Source organism: Paracoccus stylophorae, assembly GCF_028553765.1.
Lineage (GTDB): Bacteria > Pseudomonadota > Alphaproteobacteria > Rhodobacterales > Rhodobacteraceae > Paracoccus > Paracoccus stylophorae.
Genome location: NZ_CP067134.1, coordinates 549,093 through 568,826 on the forward strand (window position 1 = coordinate 549,093; position 19,734 = coordinate 568,826).

Consider the following 19,734-nt stretch of genomic DNA (forward strand, 5'->3'; position numbering starts at 1 on the left):
TGACGCGCGGCCCCGGTTCGGGCGGGGCCGCGCGGTCGGTCAGGCAAGGCTGTCGCGGTGGATCTTCAGCGGCTCGATGCGGCCGCGATGCGACAGGAAGGCCGGACGCGGCCTTGGCGCCGCAAACGGGGCCTGAACTGCGTTCGACACCGCATTATAGACGAAAAACGCGTTCGAGCGCGGGAACGGCGTCACATTTCCGTTCGAGGCGTGCAGCGTGTTGCATTCGAAGAAGATCACCGTGCCGGCCGAGCCGGTCGCGGCGTCCAGCCCGTGTTGCGTGGCCAGACTCTCCAGAATCTCGCGCGACGGCACGCCGATTTCCTGCTTTTTCAGGCTGGATTTGTGGTTATCGGCCGGCGTCTCACCCTTGCAGGCGATGAATTCGCGGTGCGATCCGGGGATCAGCATCAGCGGCCCGTTCAGCGCCGAATTGTCGGTCAGCAGGACCGAGGCCGACACCGCGCGCATCCGCGGCATCCCGTCCTCGGCGTGCCAGGTTTCGAAATCCGAATGCCAGTAGAATTCCTTGCCCGTGAAGCCGGGTTTATAGTTCAGGCGGCTTTGATGCAGATACACCTCGTCGCCCAGAAGAAAGCGGGCGGTCTCGGCCAGCCGCGCATCGCGCGCCAGCCGGGCAAAGATGTCGCTGTGATCGTCCAGCCGAAAGATCGTGCGGACCGCATCGGTGCCCGGTTCGGTGACCAGATCCTCGGCCCGGATGGCCGAGGCGTCGGCGCGGATGTCGGCCGATGCCGCGATCAGGCTGCGCACCTCGTCGGCGGTGAACAGGTCGCGCCGGATCAGATAGCCGTCGCGTTCGTAACCCGCCGCCTCGTCGCGGGTGATCGGCGCGTCGTCGGACCAGTCGGACCAGATCACCGGGTCCTGACGGGGCATGCGCTTTTCCGCATCGGCCAGCCGCGTCGGATAGATGTCCTGCGCCGCGAATTGCGTGTCGTGGTGCATGACGTTCATGACGTTTCCCTCCTGTCAAAGCGATGTGAACGACCGCGCGGGGCGCGCCGCCCCTGCGCAGCGGCAGGCAACGTGACGGTCAAAGCCGCGAAGATCAACCCTTGCGCGGAAACCGGCGGCCGGATCGGCGCGGGTCAGGTGTCACAGCGCCCGGCCCGCCAGCAGCCGCGGCATCGGATCGACCGACAATCCCGCCGCCTGCCGCATGAAGCCGCGCCGCAGCATCGGGATCGCGGTCACCGCGCCCATGCCCAGCCCGCGCGCCATGCGCAGCAGCGGGTTGTCGTTGGCAAACAGGTGGTTGACCGCGTCCATGCCCAGGGCCAGCCGGGTCGCATCGAACCGCCGCCACCCCTGATAGCGTTGCAGCACCGGACCCGTGCCGATATCCTCGCCCCGGCGCGCGGCCTCGACCAGGGTTTCGGCCAGCGCGGCCACGTCGCGCAACCCCAGGTTCAGCCCCTGTCCCGCGACCGGATGCACCCCGTGCGCCGTATCGCCCACCAATGCGATGCGCGGGGCGACATAGCTGTCGGCCAGCGACAGGCTGAGCGGATAGGAAAACCGCTGCCCGGCCAGGCTGATCGCGCCCAGATAATCGCCAAAGCGCGGCCGAAGCACGTCCAGAAACGCGTCGTCCGGCAGCGCGGCAATGGCCTGCGCGTTATCGCGGGTTTCGGACCAGACGACGCTGCTGCGGTTCCCCGGCAGCGGCAGGATCGCCAGCGGCCCGGTGGGCATGAAATATTGCTGCGCGATGCCGTGATGCGGCAGGTCGTGGTCGATGGCGGCGACAAGGGCGGTCTGGCCGTAATCCCATCCGCGCCGCGCGATCCCGGCGCGCGACGCCACGCCCGAATTGCGCCCGTCCGCGCCGACCAGCACACGCGCCGTCATCGTCCGTGCGTCCGACAGCGTCACCGCGACCGAGGCCGGGCCTTGCTGCTGATCCGTGACCGCGATTCCGGGCAGATGCGTCACCCGATCCTGCATCGGGGCCAGCAGCGCGCGATACAGGAACCGATCCTCCAGCATGTGGCCGACCGGGCCTTCCTCGATCTCGGCGCTGTCGAAATGCAGGAAAAAGCGGCCCGCGCCTTCGCCGGGCTGACCCTGCGCGGCCTTGACCTGATGGATCGGCTGGCTGTCGGCGGCCAGCCCGTCCCACAGGTCCAAGGCCGACAGCAGCCGTTGCGACGCCAGCGCCAGCGCATAGGCGCGCCCATCGAAGCTGTCGCCCGCGCGTGCATCGGCCGGTCGCGGATCGACCACCGCGACGCGCAGCCCCGCGCCCGCCAAAGCCAGTGCCAGGGTCGGACCGTTCAGCCCGCCGCCGGCGATCAGCACATCGACATCGGTTTCCATGCCGGCAGATCAAGCACGCCGCGCAGGCAAAGTCCATGCGGTCCGTTCGCCCAGCCCGCGCATGCCCTACGACCCGCCGGCTTCCGCCCGCAGTATCGCCTGCAACGCGCTGCGATAGTCGGGATGGCGCAGCGTGACGCCCAGATCGCGCTTGATCCGGTCGTTCCGGACCCGCTTGCTGTCGCTGTAGAAGGACCGCGCCATCGGGCTGAGATCGGCGGTGCGGAAATCGACGGCGGGCGGCACCGGCATCTCCAGCAGCTGCGCGGCATAGGCGATGACGTCCTGCGGCGGGGCGGGATCGTCGTCGCACAGATTATAGACCGCGCCCGCATCGGGCGCCCGAATCGAGGCCAGCAGCACCTGCGCGATATCCTCGACATGGATGCGCGAAAAGACCTGACCCGGCTTGATGACGCGCTGCGCGGTGCCGCGGCGCAGCTTGGCAAAGGGGCCGCGGCCGGGGCCATAGATGCCGGCCAGCCGAAAGATGTGCAGCGGCAGATCGCGGGCGCGGGCCAGATCCTGCCACGCCGTTTCGGCCCGGACGCGCGCCTGGCCGCGCGCCGTCGATGGCGCGGGCGGCGTGTCCTCATCGACCCATCCGCCCGCCGCGTCGCCGTAAACGCCCGTCGTGGACAGATATCCCAGCCATCGCGGCCGGGCGCGGGCCAGATCCGGCGCGAACGCGGCCAGCACCGGATCGCCCTGGCCGTCCGGCGCGGCTGAGACCAGGATCGCATCCGCCTGCGCGATGGCCGTGCGCACCGCATCCTCCTGCCCCGGCCACAGCAAGGGCTGCGCCCCCGCCGCCGCCACGCGCGAGCAGTCGCCCCGCGTTGTGCCGGTGACATGCCAGCCCCGGCCGGTCAGCAGGGGCGTCAGGAAGCCGGCGCAATAGCCGTGACCGAAAACGAGCATCTTCATGACGGCAACGTAACGGTGTCGGGTCCGGGGCGCCAGACGCTTGCCTGCGTCGCGCGGCGCTGGCAGGGTTCGCGCAAGAAGAAGGACAATGAACGCATGGACACGGATGCCCGCTTTCTGCCGGTCGAGACGCCCGAACCCGTCGCGCGCGAACAGTTCACCGACCCCGCCGCCGCCGTCAGGCGGTTGCAGGAACTGTATCGCGAGGCGACCGATTTCCTGCTGGGCCATTTCACCCGGCTGATCGGCGGGCAGCAGCCGCAGGCGCGCTATCGCGCCTTCTATCCCGAATTGCGGCTGACCGTGGCCGGCCATCCGCAGGTCGATTCGCGCCTGTCCTTTGGCCATGTCGGCGCGCCGGGCAGCTATGTGGCGACGATCACCCGGCCCGACCTGTTCGAGAATTACCTGACCGAACAGATCGCCCTGCTGCTGCGCAACCACGGCGTGCCGGTCACCGTCGGAACCAGCGACACCCCGATGCCGGTGCATTTCGCCGTCGCCACGGAAAGCGATCTGGCCGTGCCGCAGGAAGGGGTTCTGGATTTCTCGCTGCGCGACGTGTTCGACGTGCCGGACCTGAACACCGTGAACGACGATATCGTCAACGGCGTCGCCGTCGCCCTGCCCGACGGGGCGCAGCATCTGGCCGGGTTCACCGCGCAGCGGGTCGATTACTCGCTGGCGCGGTTGCAGCACTATACGGCGACCGCGGCCGAGCATTTCCAGAATTTCGTGCTGTTCACGAACTATCAGTTCTATGTCGACGAGTTCGAGCTTTTCGCCCGCCGCGCGCTGTCGGACCCGGAGTCGGGCTATACCTCGTTCGTCGCGCCCGGCAACCAGGAGATTACCGGCGCCGACCAGCCGCTGACGACGCTGCCGAAACTGCCGCAGATGCCGACCTATCACCTGAAACGCGCGGCCGGGCAGGGGATCACGCTGGTCAATATCGGCGTCGGCCCCTCGAACGCCAAGACCGCGACCGACCACATCGCGGTGTTGCGGCCGCATGTGTGGCTGATGGTCGGCCACTGCGCCGGTCTGCGCAATTCGCAGCGTCTGGGCGATTTCGTGCTGGCCCATGCCTATCTGCGCGAGGACGGGGTCCTGGACGACGATCTGCCGGTCTGGGTGCCGATCCCGGCGCTGGCCGAGGTGCAGATCGCGCTGCAGGAGGCCGTGGCCGAGATCACCCGTCTGGACGGGTTCGAACTGAAACGCATCATGCGGACCGGCACCGTCGCCACCATCGACAACCGCAACTGGGAGTTGCGCGACCAGTCCGGCCCCGTGCATCGCCTGTCGCTGTCGCGGGCCGTCGCGCTGGACATGGAAAGCGGCACCATCGCCGCCAACGGGTTCCGGTTCCGGGTGCCCTATGGCACGCTGTTGTGCGTGTCCGACAAGCCGCTGCATGGCGAACTGAAACTGCCCGGCATGGCGACCGATTTCTATCGCACGCAGGTCGCCAATCATCTGCTGATCGGGATTAGCGCGATGGAGAAGCTGCGCGAGATGCCGGTGGACCGGATCCATTCGCGCAAGCTGCGATCCTTTACCGAGACGGCGTTCCTGTGACCCGGCGTCACCGTCGCGCGGCATCGCGGCTTTTCGCGCGATTCGCGAAAAATGCTTGATCTGCCGTTCAAAACCGTGTGTAGCAGGCGCTATGCCGCAAGAGGCGCAATTCGTGGGCCCAAGAAGAAGCAGGGCAAGAGGAGACAGAGAACATGGCTACGCCTTCCGCAAAACCGATGACCAAAACCCAACTGGTGGCCACGCTGGCCGAGGAAATGGGCTCGGACAAGAAATCCGCTTCGGCTGCGCTGGACGCGATCGCCGCTGTCGTGACCCGCGAAGTCGCCAATGGCGGCGCGGTCACCCTGCCGGGGATCGGCAAGATCGCCTGCCGCGCCCGCCCCGAACGTCAGGTCCGCAATCCGCAGACCCAGGAAATGATGACCAAGCCGGCCGACAAGCAGGTCAAGGTGACGGTCGCCAAGGCGTTGAAGGACAGCGTGAACAGCTGATCCCGACGCCGGACGGAATGAAAGGGGTCGTGCCACCGGGCGCGGCCCCTTTTTCATGCGCCCTTCACGTCGCGCATCGCCTCTGCTAGCCGTTCTGCATTATCTGCAGGAAAGACGGGCCGATGGACATACGCGCGATCTTCATGGGGCTGGGCTTTGCGGTGATGTGGTCGTCGGCCTTCACCTCCAGCCGGATGATCGTGCTGGAGGCGCCGCCGCTGATGTCGCTGTCGCTGCGCTTTGCGCTGTCGGGGGTGGCCGGCGTGCTGATCGCCTGGGCGATGGGCCAGACATGGCGCGGCCTGACCCGCAACCAGTGGCGCGCCGTGATCGTGCTGGGCCTGTGTCAGAACGCGCTGTATCTGGGCCTGAACTGGACGGCGATGCAATGGATCGAGGCCGGGCTTGCCTCGATCATCGCGGCGACCATGCCCTTGATCGTGGCGTTTCTGGGCTGGACGTTCATGGGCGAACGGCTGCGCCCGATGGGCTTGGCGGGGCTGGCCCTGGGCCTGACGGGCGTGGCGATCATCATGGGCGCGCGGCTGACCGGCGGCAGCGATCCGGTGGGCATCGCCATGTGTTTCGTGGCCGCCCTGGCGCTGGCGATCGCCACGCTGACCGTGCGCGGGGCCGGGTCGGGCGGCAACGTGATGATGATCGTGGGATTGCAGATGCTGGTCGGGGCGGGGACGCTGGCGGTGATCTCGCCCTTCGTCGAACACTGGTCGGTCGCGCTGAACCCGCGTCTTGTGGCCGCCTTCCTGTACACGGTGCTGGTGCCGGGGCTGCTGGCCACGTGGGTGTGGTTCCTGCTGGTCCACCGGATCGGGGCGGTGCGGGCCGCGACCTTCCATTTCCTGACGCCGTTTCTGGGCGTGACCATCGCCGCGGCATTCCTGGGCGAGCGGTTGGGGCCAAGCGACATCCTCGGCGCGCTGATCGTGGCGGCGGGCATCCTGATGGTGCAGCTGTCCAAGGTGCAGCGGCTGGCGGCAGCCTGATCGCCCGACGGCGAATGAACCCGCACGCGGCCGGCGGCGTTGATCTTCACGAATTGTTCGCCATCTTGGTTTCATGCGCGCCGACCAGATCCTTCACCCGACCGACGCCGGGCTTTACTGTCCGCCCGGCGATTTCCACATCGACCCGATCCGACCGGTCGCGCGCGCGCTGATCACGCATGCCCATGGCGATCACGCCCGCGCCGGTCATGGCGCGGTGATGGCAACCCGACAGACCCTGGAGATCATGGCGATCCGCTATGGCGAGGATTTCGCCGGCCAGCGGCAGGTGGCGGACGGGCCGACCCGGATCGGCGACACCACCGTCAGCTTTCATCCCGCCGGCCACATCCTCGGCTCGGCCCAGATCGCGGTGCAGCCACGATCCGGCCCGAAGATCGTGGTCTCGGGCGATTACTGCCGGCGCGCCAACCCGGTCTGCGCGCCGTTCCAGCCGGTGCCCTGCGACGTCTTCGTGACCGAGGCGACGTTTGGCCTGCCGGTGTTCCGCCACCCCGACCCGGCGGGCGAGATGGTGCGCCTGCTGGCCAGCATGGTCGAATTTCCCGACCGTCCGCATCTGATCGGCGCCTATGTACTGGGCAAGGCGCAGCGGCTGATCGTGCTGGCGCGCGAGGCGGGCATTGCCGGCCCCATCGCCATTCACGGCGCGTTGCAACGCCTGTGCGATTACCACGCCGAACAGGGGATCGATCTGGGCGAACTGATCCCCGCCACCGCCGCGGATGTGCCCGCGCAGCTGGTCATCGCCCCGCCCTCGGCCTTCGCCAGCCCGTGGGTGCAGCGGTTCCGCGATCCGGTGATCGGCTTCGCCTCGGGCTGGATGGCGGTGCGTGCGCGCGCCCGCCAGCGCGGGGTCGAACTGCCGCTGGTCATCAGCGATCATGTCGACTGGCCGCAGGTCACGGCGACGATCCGCGAACTGGCCCCGGAACAGGTCTGGATTACCCATGGCGCCGAGGACGGGCTGCTGCGGTGGTGCGAGTTGCAGGGCATCCCGGCGCGCCCGCTGCGGCTGGTCGGATACGAGGACGAGCCGGAATGAAGGCCTTTGCGCATCTGCTGGAGCGGCTGGCCTTTACCCCCGCGCGCAACGCCAAGCTGCAATTGCTGCGCCACTATCTTCAGGCGACGCGGGACCCCGACCGGGGCTATGCGCTGGCCGCGCTGACCGGCGATCTGAAGCTGCGCGCCGTTACCCCCAGCCTGTTGCGCGGGCTGATGGCGGAACGCGTGGACGAACAGCTTTTCGCACTGTCCTATGATTTCGTGGGCGATCTGGCCGAGACCATCGCGCTGCTGTGGGACACGGATCGCGACGACGACGTGCCCCTGCACGAGGCGGTCGATCTGTTGCAGACGACCGGCAAGGCCGCCTTGCCCGCCGCCATCGCGGACATGCTGGACAGGCTGGGACCGTCGCAGCGGCTGGCCTTTCTGAAACTGGCCACCGGCAACATGCGGGTGGGGCTGTCGGCGCGGATGGCGCGGATGGCGCTGGCGCAGATGGGCACGCCCGAAATCGCCGATATCGAGGAAATCTGGCACGGGCTGAGCCCGCCCTATCAGCCGCTGTTCGACTGGATCGGCGGCGGTGCGCGCCCCGAACACGCGGCGCGCGCGCCGTTCCGCCCGGTGATGCTGTCAACGCCGGTCGATCTGGACCAGCTGCGCGGCATGAACCCCGACGACTATCTGGCCGAATGGAAATGGGACGGCATCCGCGTGCAGGCGATCAACGATCAGGGCGTGCGCCGGCTGTATTCGCGCACCGGCGAGGATATCGGCACCGCCTTTCCCGACGTGATCGAGGCGCTGAATTTCGACGGCGCGGCGGACGGCGAATTGCTGGTCCGGCGCGGGGCGGATGTGGCGGTGTTCGGCGATCTGCAAAAGCGGCTGAACCGCAAGACGGTGGGCAAGACCCTGCTGGACAGCCACCCGGCCGGGTTGCGGCTTTACGATCTGATGATCTGGCAGGGGCGCGATCTGCGCGATCTTCCCTTTGCCGAACGCCGCGCCGTGCTGGAGGACGCCGATTTCGGCAGCGACCGGATCGACGTCTCGCCGCTGCTGGATTTCGCGACATGGGACGATCTGGCCGCCCTGCGCGCCGATCCGCCCAGCCCGGTGATCGAGGGCGTGATGCTGAAGCGCTGCGACAGCGCCTATGTCGGCGGCCGCCCACGCGGCCCGTGGTTCAAGTGGAAGCGCGATCCGATGGTGGTCGATGCGGTGCTGCTTTATGCGCAGCGCGGGCACGGCAAGCGGTCGGGGTTTTACAGCGACTTTACCTTCGGGCTGTGGGACGGCGACGATCTGGTGCCGGTCGGCAAGGCCTATTTCGGCTTTACCGACGAGGAGTTGCGCGAACTGGACCGCTTTGTGCGGACCAACACCGTGGATCGCTTCGGCCCCGTGCGCGCGGTCGCGCCGAAACTGGTGCTGGAGGTCGCGTTCGAGGGGCTGAACGAATCCGGCCGCCACAAATCGGGCGTCGCCATGCGCTTTCCCCGCATCAGCCGCATTCGGTGGGACAAGCCCGCAGCCGAGGCCGACCGGCTGGACACGCTGAAAAAGATGCTGCCGTGATCCTGCCGCCTGCATTTCAGGACTGGTTCGCGGATCAGGGCTGGCAGCCGCACCCGCATCAGGTCGCGCTGCTGAAGGCGCAGGGCGATACGCTGCTGATCGCGCCGACGGGGGGCGGCAAGACGCTGGCCGGGTTCCTGCCCAGCCTGGTCGAGTTGCGCGATCCGCCGGGCGGGCTGCACACGCTTTACGTCTCGCCGCTGAAGGCGCTGACGGCGGATATCGCCCGCAACCTGGCGCGGCCGGTGGCCGATCTGGGCCTGTCGGTCCGCATCGAGGACCGCACCGGCGATACCCGTCCCGCCCAACGCGCCCGCCAGCGCGTCGATCCGCCCGACATCCTGCTGACGACGCCCGAGTCGCTGGCGTTGATGCTGTCCTATGAGCAGGCACCCGCGATCTTCGGCAGCGTGCGGCGCGTCGTGCTGGACGAACTGCACGCGCTGGCCGAAAGCAAGCGCGGCGATCAGCTGATGCTGTGTCTGGCGCGGCTGCGCACGCTGGCCCCCGGTCTGACCGTCACCGGCCTGTCGGCGACGGTCGAAAACCCCGCCGCGCTGGCCGATTTCATGGGCGGTGCGGCGATCATCCATGCCGATCCCGGCCCCGAACCCGACATCGCCATGCTGCCGACCGCCGCACCCGCGCCCTGGGCCGGCGGCGGCGGGCATTACGCCATCCCCGAGGTGCTGGAACAGGTCAAGGCCGCCACCACCACGATCATCTTCATCAACACCCGCGCGCAGGCCGAACTGTTCTTTCAGGCGCTGTGGGCGGCCAATGACGACAATTTGCCCATCGGCCTGCATCACGGCAGCCTGTCACGCGAGGCGCGCCAGCGGGTCGAGGCGGCGATGGCGGCCGGACAGTTGCGCGCCGTCGTGGCGACGGGCAGTCTGGATCTGGGCATCGACTGGGGCGCGGTCGATCTGGTCATCCAGGTCGGCGCGCCGAAGAACGTGAAACGGCTGGTCCAACGGATCGGACGGGCGAACCACCGATACAACGCGCCCTCGCGCGCCCGCATCGTGCCCGCGAACCGGTTCGAGGTGATCGAATGTGTGGCCGCGTTGCAGGCGGTGCGCGAACGCGATCTGGATGGCGACCCGCGCGGCCCCGGCCCGCTGGACGTGCTGTGCCAGCATATCGGGCTGACCGCCTGCGCCGGTCCCTTCGACGCCGACGATCTGTTCCGCGAGGTGCGCGGGGCCGGCCCCTATCGCGACCTGGCGCGCGCGGATTTCGACGCCTGTCTGGATTTCGCGGCCACCGGCGGATACGCGCTGCGGGCCTATGACCGCTGGCAGCGGCTGATGCTGCGCGACGGGTTGTGGCGGCTGCGCGACCCGCGCGCGGCGCGCGACCTGCGCATGAATATCGGCACCATCGTCGAGGCCGAGATGCTGAAGGTGCGCATGCGCGGCCGCGGCGGCGCACCACTGGGCGAGGTCGAAGAGGCGTTTGCCGCCACGCTTGAGCCGGGCGATACTTTCCTGATCGGCGGGCAGACGGTGCGCTATGACAGCCTGCGCGACATGGTGGTCGAGGTGACGAAACAGCCGACGCGACAGCCCCGGATCGCGGTGTTTTCCGGGGTCAAGCTGGCGACATCGACGCAGTTGTCGCATCGGGTGCAGGCGCTGATCGGCGATCCGTCGCGGCATGGCATCCTGCCCGACAACACGCGCGACTGGCTGGCGTTGCAGGCGCGGATCAGCACGCTGCCGCGCCAGGATGTGCTGGTCAGCGAAAGCTTTCCCCATCAGGGCCGCTGGCATTTCGCGCTGTATGGCTTTGCCGGGCGGAACGCGTTGCAGACGCTTGGCCTGCTGATGACGCGGCTGATGGAAGAGGCGGGGCTTGGCCCCCTTGGGTTCCTGTCCACCGATTACGCGCTGCTGATCTGGTCGCTGGACCCGGTCGCGGACCCCGGGGCGCTGCTGAACCGCGACGGGTTGCGGGCGGGGCTGGGCGACTGGCTGGCCGGCAACGCGGTGATGAAGCGCACCTTTCGCAGCGTCGCGGTGATCGCGGGGCTGATCCAGCGCAACCTGCCGGGAAAGCGGAAATCCGGCAAGCAGGCGACGTTTTCCAGCGACATCCTGTATGACACGCTGCGCAAATACGACCCGGATCATCTGCTGCTGCGGATCACCGCGGACGAGGCGCGCCGGGGGCTTGTGGATTTCGACCGGATCGAGGACATGCTGGACCGCGCGGTGCGGCACGATCACCGGATGCTGGACCGGGTGACGCCGCTGGCCGCGCCGCTGCTGCTGGAGGTGGGCCGGGTGCCCATCGCCGGACAGGGACGCGAACGGCTGGCCGAGGCAGAGGCGGCGGCATTGATGGCAGAGGCGGGGCTGGTTTGAGTTTCCATGCGTTTCGGTTCGACGGCGAAGACCTGCACGCCCGGCCCTCGGGCGCGCTGTTCTGGCCCGCGCGGCGCTGGCTGATCGTGTCGGACCTGCATCTGGGCAAATCGGAACGCATGGCCCGGCGCGGCGGCCCGCTGCTGCCGCCCTACGAGGTCGCCGCGACGCTGGACCGGCTGGCCGACGACATCGCCGCGACCGATCCGGCCTGCGTCGTCAGCCTGGGCGACGGGTTCGACGACGATGCGGCGGCGGCCGCGCTGCCCGACGCGGTCTGCGACCGGCTGCGCGCGATGGGGCAGGGGCGCGCGTGGCTGTGGATCAGCGGCAATCACGACCCCGCGCCCGTCTGCCCGCGCCTGCCGGGCCAGACGCGGGCGGAATGGCGCGATGGGCTGGTGCTGCGGCATCAGGCGGGGGCGGGTCCGGACGTGTCGGGCCATTATCACCCCTGCATCCGGCTGGCGGGAGAACGGCGAAGATGTTTCCTGATCGGCCGCGATCACCTGATCCTGCCGGCCTTCGGCGCCTATACCGGCGGGCTGATCGCCGACGATCCGGCCCTGACGCGGCTGGTGCCGCAAGGTCTGGCCGTGGCCTGCGGCGCGAAGTCCATCGCGGTGCCGCTGCGCCGGCCGGACCGCACCGGGGCGCGACTGGCGCGCCGGCGATAGCGCGGATGGCGACGGGTCCGGCGCCATGTCGGCCGGATTTCGCAATGGCAAAAGGCCGCCAGCAGAGGCTGACGGCCGTTCGTTCACCGCTCGCAGAGGCGATCAGAAGCTGAAATTGACGCCCAGCTTGACGATGCTGTGTTCGGGCGTGCCGCGGGTCACGACCTGATCGTCGCTGCCGCCATCGAACACCACGTCGGTCTTGCCATAGTTGCGGTAATTGTATTCCCCGAACACCGAAAGACGGTCGGTAATCTTGCGTTCCACGCCGAAACCGACACTGTAGCCGGTCGCCGAATAATCCTCCGTGACCGAATCCTCGTTATACGCCAGCGTGTAGTCGAACTTGCCGCGCACGACGCCGGCGCTGCCATAGACCATCGTGTCAGGGCGCACCAGATAGCCGGACTTGAAGTTCAGGTTCAGCGAATATTTCATCGACGATTCGATGGTCGCGGTGTCCATCAGCGGCTCGCCCGGCAGCGGGAAGGGGTTCTCGACCTCGGTGCTCCACGAATCGTCGACCGAGCCGCCGTCGATGCTCAGCTCGGGGCCGAACACCAGCCGGTCGCGCTGCCAGCGATAGCCCAGGCGAACATCGGCGACGGCGCCGGACAGCTTGAGATTGTCGATGCCGATCGCGCGCGCATCGGCCGGATCGCCGGCGTAATAATCATTCTCGTCAAAGACATCCAGACCCAGTTCATCGTCGCCGCCAAAGACATAGCCCAGACCGACACCCGCATAGCCGCCGGCCCAGCCCGTATCGGCCGCAGGCGCCGCGACAACCGGCACCACCGGGGTTTCCGCGACGGGGGCGATATAGCCGCCCGCCATGGCCGAACCCGCGCCGGCGATCAGGGCGACGGTGCTGGCACAAAAACTCATCCTGGCGAACATGTTCTCAACTTCCTTGCTGACGGCGACCCTGCCGCGCCACGCGGGCGGGACTGCCGGAATCCCACTTAGACCTGCGGCGATCATAGCGGAACTGCCGCGCGGGCGAACCCCCGGACTGGCGAAGACTTTAACGACACGCGGGCCTTGAGACAGTTTTACCACAGTTGCGGGCGTCCTGCAGCACGGTCCCGCGATGGCCTATCCGCCGGCGGCGAAGCTGCGGTCCCAGACCAGCCCGTCCACATCTTCGGCGTGGACGCTGATCGGCTGGCCGTTGGGCCGATAGGCAAAGCGGAACACCGGGTCCTCGCTGACCGAGATGCCGGCCTGCATGGAAAACAGCATCTCGTCGCCCTGCCGCACCTCGAGCCGGTCGATGAAATTGGCCGGGATGTTCAGCAGCGTCACCTGATCGCGTTGCAGCCCCGAAAACATCGGGTGGCGGATCATCAGCGTGCCGATGGTCCGTCCGTCCTGTTCGCCGGTCTTCCATCGCATCTCGCCCTTCGCGGCCTCGATTGCGGCCATGTCCTTGCCGGCGGGGGCCGAACAGCCGCCCGATGCCTTGACGAACCGCCCGGCCATGATCTTGCCGCCATCCGCCTGCGTGCCGATCGCGCGCACGTCGGAATAGGCGTCCACGCGCACGCGGACCTCGAAATCCAGCGGCATCAGCGCCGCGCCGAACGCGTATTCCGCCGCGACCGGGGCCGGGTTCCGGTCGATCACCAGCATCAGGTCGCTCAACGGCGGCGCGTCCGCCGCCTGCGTCAGGCGGATCGGCACGAATGCGGCATCATGGGCGCGCACGGGCGCGTCCAGATCCAGCGCCGCGGCGTCGATTTGCGGCTCCTGCGCCAGCCCGACGACGCTGTCGCGCAGATCGTCCCAGATCTCGGACGGCTGCATCGGGTTTTCCTGCGCAAACGCCGGCGAGGCCAGCAGAAGCGCGACGGTCAGCCATGTCTTCATATCCTCATCCTCCCTTTTTCATGCGGCGATAGATCAGATCGGCGGTGTCGGACGCCGCATCCTGTTCGGCCCGCGCCACCACCTGCGCGTGCAGGGGCGATTTCGAACAGACCGGGTCGGTGGCCCGCGCATCGCCGGCCAAGGCCATCGCCTGACAGCGGCAGCCGCCGAAATCCACGGTCTTGCGGTCGCATGACCGGCAGGGTTCGGCCATCCAGCCGGTGCCGCGAAACGCGTTGAAGCTGTCCGACAGGTGCCAGATGTCGGACAGGCTGCGCTGTGCGACGTTCTCGAACCGCATCCACGGGATCGAGGCGGCGGCGTGGCAGGGCAGCACCGTGCCGTCCGGCGCGACGTTCAGCCCGGTCGATCCCCAGCCCCCCATGCAGGCCTTGGGATAGACGGCGTGATGGTCGGCTGGAACATAGTCGATGACCATGCGCCCGCGCAGGCGGATGCGGGCGTCGTTGACGATCCGGCGCGCGGCCGCCGCCTGTTCGCGAGTCGGCATCAGGGCAGTGCGGTTCAGGGTCGCCCATCCGTGGAACTGCACCGTCGCGACCTCGATCCGGCGCGCGCCAAGGCGTTCGGCCAGCCCGATCATGTCGGGCAGGCGGTCCATGTTCTGGCGATGCACGACCGCGTTGACGGTCAGCGGAAAGCCGATTTCCGTAACCCACGCCGCAAAGTCCATCTTCTTGTCCCACGATCCCTTGTGGCCGCTGATGCGGTCGGCCATGTCGGGGCGGATGCCTTGCAGGGACAGTTGCACGTGATCGACGCCGGCGCGGTCCAGTTCGTCAAGCCGGTCCCGGGTGGTGCCGATGCCCGAGGTGATGAGGTTGACGTAAAGCCCCGCCTCGCGCGCGAAGCCCACGATCTGCGCCAGATCGCGGCGCGCGCCGGGTTCCCCGCCCGAGATGTGGACCTGCAACACGCCCAGATCGGCCGCCTCGCGGAACACCCGCGCCCAGTCCTCGGCCGGCAGTTCCTGCGCGGCGCGGGTCAGATCGACCGGGTTGGAACAATAGGGGCAGGCCAGCGGGCAGCGGTGGGTGATCTCGGCCAGCATCGCCATGGGCAGGCCGATCGTGACGGGGTTGCCGTCGATGTCGCGGGGTTGGATATGGTCCTTCATGCTGGCTCCTTCAGAAACACCATGCGGCGTTCGATCAGGCCGGTCAGGAAATCGCGGACATCGCCGGCGATCAGGTCCGCAGGCGCGTCATAGCGGGCGGCAAGGTCGCGGGCGATGACGGCCATGCTGCGCGCGCCGTCCAGTTCGGACAGGATCGCCTCGCCGATCTGGTCCAGCTGGATGGCGCGTTCGGGGGCCTGCAGGACGCGGATGCCGCGCACGCGGTCGTTGTGCAGCCGCACGCCGCGCGGCAGATAGGGGATGTCGTCGGGCGCGATCAGCGGGTCCATCACGCCATCCCCTGACCGGGCTGCCAGGCGCCGGGGGGGATGTTCCCCTCGACATAGCCGTGCCACAGCGCATCCAGCTGCGCCCATAACACATCGGTCTTGAAGATCAGCGCCGCCGCCGCCGCATCCTGCTTCTCGCGCGTGTCGGCATGGGTCAGCACGTGGTTCAGGCCGAAGGCCACGTCCTCGGGCGCCTCGGTCAGGCGCTTGCGGAAATAGGCGAGGCTGGTCTCGTCGGCGAAATCGTAATGCGCCAGCAATCCCTCGATCCGCTCGGCGTGGATCTTGGGCGCGAACAGTTCCGTCAGGCTGGCCGCGACCGCGTCCAGCAGCGGCATGTCGCGCACGAAGCGCACATAGGCGTCCACGGCGAACCGCGTGGCCGGCATGATTCCCGCGCCCGAGGCCACGTAATCCGGGTCCAGCCCCACCGCGCGGGCCAGCGCCAGCCAGCGGCGCAGCCCGCCGCCCTCGGTCGCGCCGCCGTCGTGATCCTCGATCCGCTTGCGCCAGGCGCGGCGCAGATCCGGGTCCTCGACCCGCGACATGAACGCCGCGTCCTTCATCGGGATGCGCGACTGATACATCCAGCGGTTGATGACCCACGCGCGCACCTCGTCAGGGGTGCAGTGCCCGCCATGCAGGCGCGCGTGGAACGGATGCCGGTCGTGATAGCGTTCGGCCCCGATGGCGCGCAGCCGCGCCTCGAACGCGTCGCGTGACTGGGGGCCGTGGTCGGTGTCCTTCACAGCGTGATCTCCATTCCGTCGCGGGCGATCTGCCAGCCTTGCGCCGTGGCCTGGGCGGTCTGGGGGCTGGCGGGATCGGTCAGCGGGTTCGAATTGTTCAGATGCACGAAGACGCGCCGCCCGGTGTCCAGATCGGCCAGCGCCGGCATCGTGTCGGTGACGGCCATGTGACCCATGCGGCGGCCGGTCTTCCGGCCCAGACCCATGCGGATCATCTCGTCATCCGTCCACAGCGTACCGTCGAACAGCAGCGCGTCCGCCCCCGCGATGCGCGCGCGCAGCCAGTCGGGCATCGCGGCGCAGCCGGGGATATACAGCGCGCGCCGCGTCGCCGTCCGCAACTCGACGCCGACGGTGGTCTCGCCCACAAGATCGGTCTCGACCGTCTCTCCCTCCTGATACAGCGGCACCTTGCCCGGCACCGCGAACAGCGTCGCCGTCAGGCCGGGTGTCAGCGTTACGGTCCGATCCAGGGCCACGGTCCGGCGCGCCACCAGATCGGGGCGCAGCGCCGCCAGCATCGGATTGGCGGCCAGCGCGTCATGGATGGCGGCGGTCGCATAGAGATCGAAGGGCTGGCTTTCGCGCAATATCAGCAGCCCCGCCACGTGGTCGATATCGCCATTCGTGACCAGAACGCTGCGCAAGGGCATTTCGCGTGGCCCGGACGGATGCAGCGCCGGCGTCGCGGCAAGCTGCGTGCGGATGTCGGGCGAGGCGTTCAGGATCGCCCAATCCTCACCATCCGCACTGACCGCGACCGAGCTTTGGCTCAGCGACGGAATCCGGCCGGCGCGGGCGGCGTCGCAATTGGCGCATCCGCAGTTCCATTGCGGCAGACCCCCGCCGGCGGCGGCGCCCAGGATGATGATCCTCATGTCGGGTGCAGACGAAACGGCCCCGCCCGACGCGGTCGGACAGGGCCAGTCTGATATCCGTTCCGTTCGTGGATCAGAACAGGACGGGCTCGTCCTCGGCCGGTGCGTACATGTTGATTTCCATGCCGCAGGCGATTTCCTTGAGGGTCGGTTTCGTCCATGCCATGCTGTTTCCTCCTCGGGCAACATATCGGGACCGCGGAATTCGCGGCTGGATTTCATGGTAGATGACGGGCAGGATGAATCAACTCGACAAAGGTCGCAGTCACGCGATTTTGCGTTCCAAAGGCAGCAAATCGGGACAATTCGACCATGTTTCACCTGATCCTGACCGCCTGCCTTGCCGGATCGGCCGGAACATGCGCCCCCGTCCTGCTGCCCGCGGGCTATGCGGCGGATCTCGCCGGATGTGAATCCGGGGCCGGGCAGATCGCGTCCGGATGGCTGTCGCGGCATGACGATCTGGCGGGCCGCGGCACGGATTGCGTGGCCACGGACGATCTGCCGGCGCTGGAGTTGCACAAGATCGCGCCGGGCCTGTTCGTCTTTCAGGGCGATCCCGTGCAGCTTGAGGACAGCGGCGACGGGCGGATCGCGAATCTAGGCGTGGTGATCGGCGGGGCGTCCGTCGCCGTGATCGACAGCGGGGTGTCGCGCGCGCAGGGGCAGGAACTTTACGCGGCCATCCGGCGGCTGACCGACAAGCCCGTCAGCCATGTCATCCTGACCCATGCCCATCCCGACCACGTGCTCGGCACCGCCGTCTTCCAAGAGGCGGGCGCGACGGTCATCGGCCATCGCGCCCTGCCGCTGGCGCTGGAGTTGCGGGCGGGCAGTTATCTGGACAGCATGGACGCGCTGTTTCCGCCCGAACAGATGCTGGGCACCGGGATCGTCCTGCCCGACGCCACGGTGGACGATGTGCTGGAGATCGATCTGGGCGCGCGCCGGCTGACGCTGACCGCAGCGCCCACCGCCCATACCGACAGCGACCTGACGGTGTTCGACCATGCCAGCGCGACCCTGTTTTCGGGCGATCTGATCTTTCGCCTGCTGACGCCGATCCTGGACGGGTCGCTGTCGGGCTGGCTGCAATGGCTGGACACGCCCCCCGATCCCGCGCCGCGCCGGATCGTGCCCGGCCACGGACCGGTCGCGGCGACCTGGGCCGAGGCGGTGGGACCGCAGACGCGGTTCCTGAGGGCGCTTGAACACGCGACGCGGGCCCGCATCCTTGCCGGGCAGCCGATGTCGCAGGCGGTGCCGGAGATCGTCCATGCGATGCAGGACATGGCGGCGGGATGGAATGCGTTCGACGCATCGGTGGCGCGGGACGCCACCGCCGCCTACAAGGAACTTGAATGGCAATAGCCGGCGTCGGCCGACGCGAACGACAACGGCAACGACAGGGCAACAAAAGGGGAGGAAGACGTGAAGACAGCATTTCTGACCACAGCGGCCATCGCCGCGCTGACCGCCGGCATCGCGCAGGCGCAGATGGTGATCGAGCCGGGCAGCGACGACCGCATCAACTGGCAAAGCCTTGAGGATTTCAGGGCGGCTCATGGCGATCTGGACGGCCAGTCCTTCACCATTTTGGGCCCGTGGCTTGGGCCCGATCAGGAACTGTTCACCTCGATCCTGCCCTATTTCGAGGATCTGACCGGGGCCACGGCCAAGTATTCCGGGTCCGACAGTTTCGAACAGCAGATCGTCATCGACAGCGAGGCCGGCTCGCCCCCGGACATGGCGGTGTTTCCGCAGCCGGGGCTGGCCGCCGATCTGGCCCGCAAGGGGCATCTGGTCGAACTGGGCGATGAGACCGGCCAGTGGATCAGGGACAACTATGCCGCCGGGGAAAGCTGGGCGGCGCTGGCCACCTATGCCGGTCCCGACGGCGCGCAGCATGTCTATGCCTTTCCCTACAAGGCCGACGTGAAATCGCTTGTCTGGTATGTGCCGGAAAATTTCGAGGACGCGGGCTATGAGCCGCCCGAAACCTATGAGGATCTGAAGGCGCTGACCGAACGGATCGCGGCGGATGGCGAAACGCCGTGGTGCATCGGGCTGGGATCGGGCGGCGCGACCGGCTGGCCCGCGACCGATTGGGTCGAGGATCTGATGCTGCGGCTGAACACGCCTGCGGATTACGACGCCTGGACCACGAACGAGCTGAAGTTCAACGACCCCAAGGTGGTCGCCGCGATCGAGGAATTCGGCTGGTTCGCCAGAAACGACGACTTCGTGTCGGGCGGCAGCGCGGCGGTCGCCTCGACCGATTTCCGCGACAGCCCGAACGGATTGTTCGACAGCCCGCCATCCTGCTACATGCATCGCCAGGCCAGCTTCATCCCCTCATTCTTCCCCGAGGGGACCGAGATCGGGCTGGACGCGGATTTCTTCTATTTCCCCGCCCCGGCGGATGGCAGCGCGGGCCAGCCGGTGCTGGGCGGCGGCACGCTGTTTTCGGTGCTGTCGGACAATCCGGCGGCGCTGGCCTTTGTGGACTTCCTGAAGACGCCCGCCGCGCACGAGCTTTGGATGGCGCAGTCGGGGTTCCTGACCCCGCATACCGGCGTCAACACCGAAGCCTATGCCGACGAGACCCTGACGAAGATGGGCCAGATCCTGCTGGACGCGACGACGTTCCGCTTTGACGGGTCGGACCTGATGCCCGGCGCCATCGGCGCGGGCGCGTTCTGGACCGGCATGGTCGATTTCGTCGGCGGCAAATCCGCGCAGCAGGTGGCCGACCAGATCCAGCAGACCTGGGACACGATCAAGTAGCGTCCCCGTTTGCATCAGACCGCAGCGGCGCGGCCGCCCGCGCCGCGCCGC

19 protein-coding genes are annotated in these 19,734 nt (G+C 68.1%); 9 read left to right on the forward strand and 10 right to left on the reverse strand.

Annotated elements, in window-relative coordinates:
• Positions 1–39 precede the first annotated feature (39 nt).
• The 3 genes from thpD to JHW45_RS02705 all read right to left on the reverse strand — a co-directional run bounded on the left by thpD (position 40) and on the right by JHW45_RS02705 (position 3,270).
• Entirely contained in the window at positions 40–978 is a 939-nt protein-coding gene (gene thpD / locus JHW45_RS02695; protein ID WP_272859428.1) for an ectoine hydroxylase, read from the reverse strand.
• Positions 979–1,119: 141 nt separating this feature from the next.
• Positions 1,120–2,343, reverse strand: coding sequence for a UbiH/UbiF/VisC/COQ6 family ubiquinone biosynthesis hydroxylase (locus JHW45_RS02700; RefSeq protein WP_272859429.1), 1,224 nt, complete (start codon positions 2,341–2,343; stop codon positions 1,120–1,122).
• 66 nt (positions 2,344–2,409) lie between these two features.
• Complete coding sequence (locus tag JHW45_RS02705) at positions 2,410–3,270, reverse strand: SDR family oxidoreductase (RefSeq protein ID WP_419181824.1); 861 nt, start codon at positions 3,268–3,270, stop codon at positions 2,410–2,412.
• 96 nt (positions 3,271–3,366) lie between these two features.
• On the opposite strand from JHW45_RS02705, the gene JHW45_RS02710 reads away from it, so the two are divergent.
• The 7 genes from JHW45_RS02710 to pdeM all read left to right on the forward strand — a co-directional run bounded on the left by JHW45_RS02710 (position 3,367) and on the right by pdeM (position 11,969).
• On the forward strand, positions 3,367–4,851 hold the full coding sequence (locus tag JHW45_RS02710) for an AMP nucleosidase (RefSeq protein WP_272860514.1): 1,485 nt from the start codon (positions 3,367–3,369) through the stop codon (positions 4,849–4,851).
• Between the two features lie 152 nt (positions 4,852–5,003).
• A complete protein-coding gene (locus tag JHW45_RS02715; protein ID WP_272859430.1) occupies positions 5,004–5,303 on the forward strand; it encodes an HU family DNA-binding protein in 300 nt (99 codons plus the stop codon).
• Between the two features lie 122 nt (positions 5,304–5,425).
• A complete protein-coding gene (locus JHW45_RS02720; protein WP_272859431.1) occupies positions 5,426–6,307 on the forward strand; it encodes a DMT family transporter in 882 nt (293 codons plus the stop codon).
• A gap of 73 nt (positions 6,308–6,380) precedes the next feature.
• On the forward strand, positions 6,381–7,373 hold the full coding sequence (locus tag JHW45_RS02725) for a ligase-associated DNA damage response exonuclease (protein WP_272859432.1): 993 nt from the start codon (positions 6,381–6,383) through the stop codon (positions 7,371–7,373).
• Positions 7,370–8,920 (forward strand): cisplatin damage response ATP-dependent DNA ligase, encoded by a 1,551-nt coding sequence (locus JHW45_RS02730; RefSeq protein WP_272859433.1) that lies wholly within the window; start codon positions 7,370–7,372, stop codon positions 8,918–8,920. The genes JHW45_RS02725 and JHW45_RS02730 overlap by 4 nt, the downstream gene beginning before the upstream one ends.
• The gene (locus JHW45_RS02735) at positions 8,917–11,292 is read left to right on the forward strand and encodes a ligase-associated DNA damage response DEXH box helicase (RefSeq protein ID WP_272859434.1); all 2,376 of its coding nucleotides are present in this window, start codon (positions 8,917–8,919) and stop codon (positions 11,290–11,292) included. Before JHW45_RS02730 ends, JHW45_RS02735 begins: the two co-directional genes overlap by 4 nt.
• On the forward strand, positions 11,289–11,969 hold the full coding sequence (gene pdeM / locus JHW45_RS02740; RefSeq protein WP_272859435.1) for a ligase-associated DNA damage response endonuclease PdeM: 681 nt from the start codon (positions 11,289–11,291) through the stop codon (positions 11,967–11,969). Before JHW45_RS02735 ends, pdeM begins: the two co-directional genes overlap by 4 nt.
• Before the next feature lie 102 nt (positions 11,970–12,071).
• Here pdeM and JHW45_RS02745 read toward each other — a convergent pair whose 3' ends face one another.
• From JHW45_RS02745 to pqqA, 7 genes are all read right to left on the reverse strand, one after another.
• Positions 12,072–12,869, reverse strand: coding sequence for an outer membrane protein (locus JHW45_RS02745; RefSeq protein ID WP_272859436.1), 798 nt, complete (start codon positions 12,867–12,869; stop codon positions 12,072–12,074).
• A gap of 198 nt (positions 12,870–13,067) precedes the next feature.
• Positions 13,068–13,841 (reverse strand): quinoprotein dehydrogenase-associated SoxYZ-like carrier, encoded by a 774-nt coding sequence (locus JHW45_RS02750; protein ID WP_272859437.1) that lies wholly within the window; start codon positions 13,839–13,841, stop codon positions 13,068–13,070.
• Positions 13,842–13,845: 4 nt separating this feature from the next.
• Complete coding sequence (gene pqqE, locus JHW45_RS02755) at positions 13,846–14,979, reverse strand: pyrroloquinoline quinone biosynthesis protein PqqE (protein ID WP_272859438.1); 1,134 nt, start codon at positions 14,977–14,979, stop codon at positions 13,846–13,848.
• Positions 14,976–15,269: a pyrroloquinoline quinone biosynthesis peptide chaperone PqqD gene (gene pqqD / locus JHW45_RS02760; RefSeq protein WP_272859439.1), complete on the reverse strand. Its 294-nt coding sequence runs from the start codon at positions 15,267–15,269 to the stop codon at positions 14,976–14,978. The genes pqqE and pqqD overlap by 4 nt, the downstream gene beginning before the upstream one ends.
• Positions 15,269–16,018 carry a pyrroloquinoline-quinone synthase PqqC gene (pqqC, locus tag JHW45_RS02765; protein WP_272859440.1) on the reverse strand — a complete coding sequence of 250 codons (750 nt, stop codon included), beginning with the start codon at positions 16,016–16,018 and terminating at the stop codon, positions 15,269–15,271. Before pqqC ends, pqqD begins: the two co-directional genes overlap by 1 nt.
• Positions 16,015–16,896: a pyrroloquinoline quinone biosynthesis protein PqqB gene (pqqB, locus tag JHW45_RS02770; RefSeq protein ID WP_272859441.1), complete on the reverse strand. Its 882-nt coding sequence runs from the start codon at positions 16,894–16,896 to the stop codon at positions 16,015–16,017. Before pqqB ends, pqqC begins: the two co-directional genes overlap by 4 nt.
• Positions 16,897–16,969: 73 nt before the next feature.
• On the reverse strand, positions 16,970–17,062 hold the full coding sequence (gene pqqA / locus JHW45_RS02775; protein WP_076522366.1) for a pyrroloquinoline quinone precursor peptide PqqA: 93 nt from the start codon (positions 17,060–17,062) through the stop codon (positions 16,970–16,972).
• Positions 17,063–17,208: 146 nt separating this feature from the next.
• Here pqqA and JHW45_RS02780 point away from each other — a divergent pair, with 146 nt between their 5' ends.
• Both JHW45_RS02780 and JHW45_RS02785 read left to right on the forward strand, forming a co-directional pair.
• Positions 17,209–18,267 carry a quinoprotein relay system zinc metallohydrolase 2 gene (locus tag JHW45_RS02780; RefSeq protein WP_272859442.1) on the forward strand — a complete coding sequence of 353 codons (1,059 nt, stop codon included), beginning with the start codon at positions 17,209–17,211 and terminating at the stop codon, positions 18,265–18,267.
• Positions 18,268–18,327: 60 nt separating this feature from the next.
• A complete protein-coding gene (locus JHW45_RS02785) occupies positions 18,328–19,683 on the forward strand; it encodes an ABC transporter substrate-binding protein (RefSeq protein WP_272859443.1) in 1,356 nt (451 codons plus the stop codon).
• The last annotated feature ends 51 nt before the right edge of the window (positions 19,684–19,734 follow it).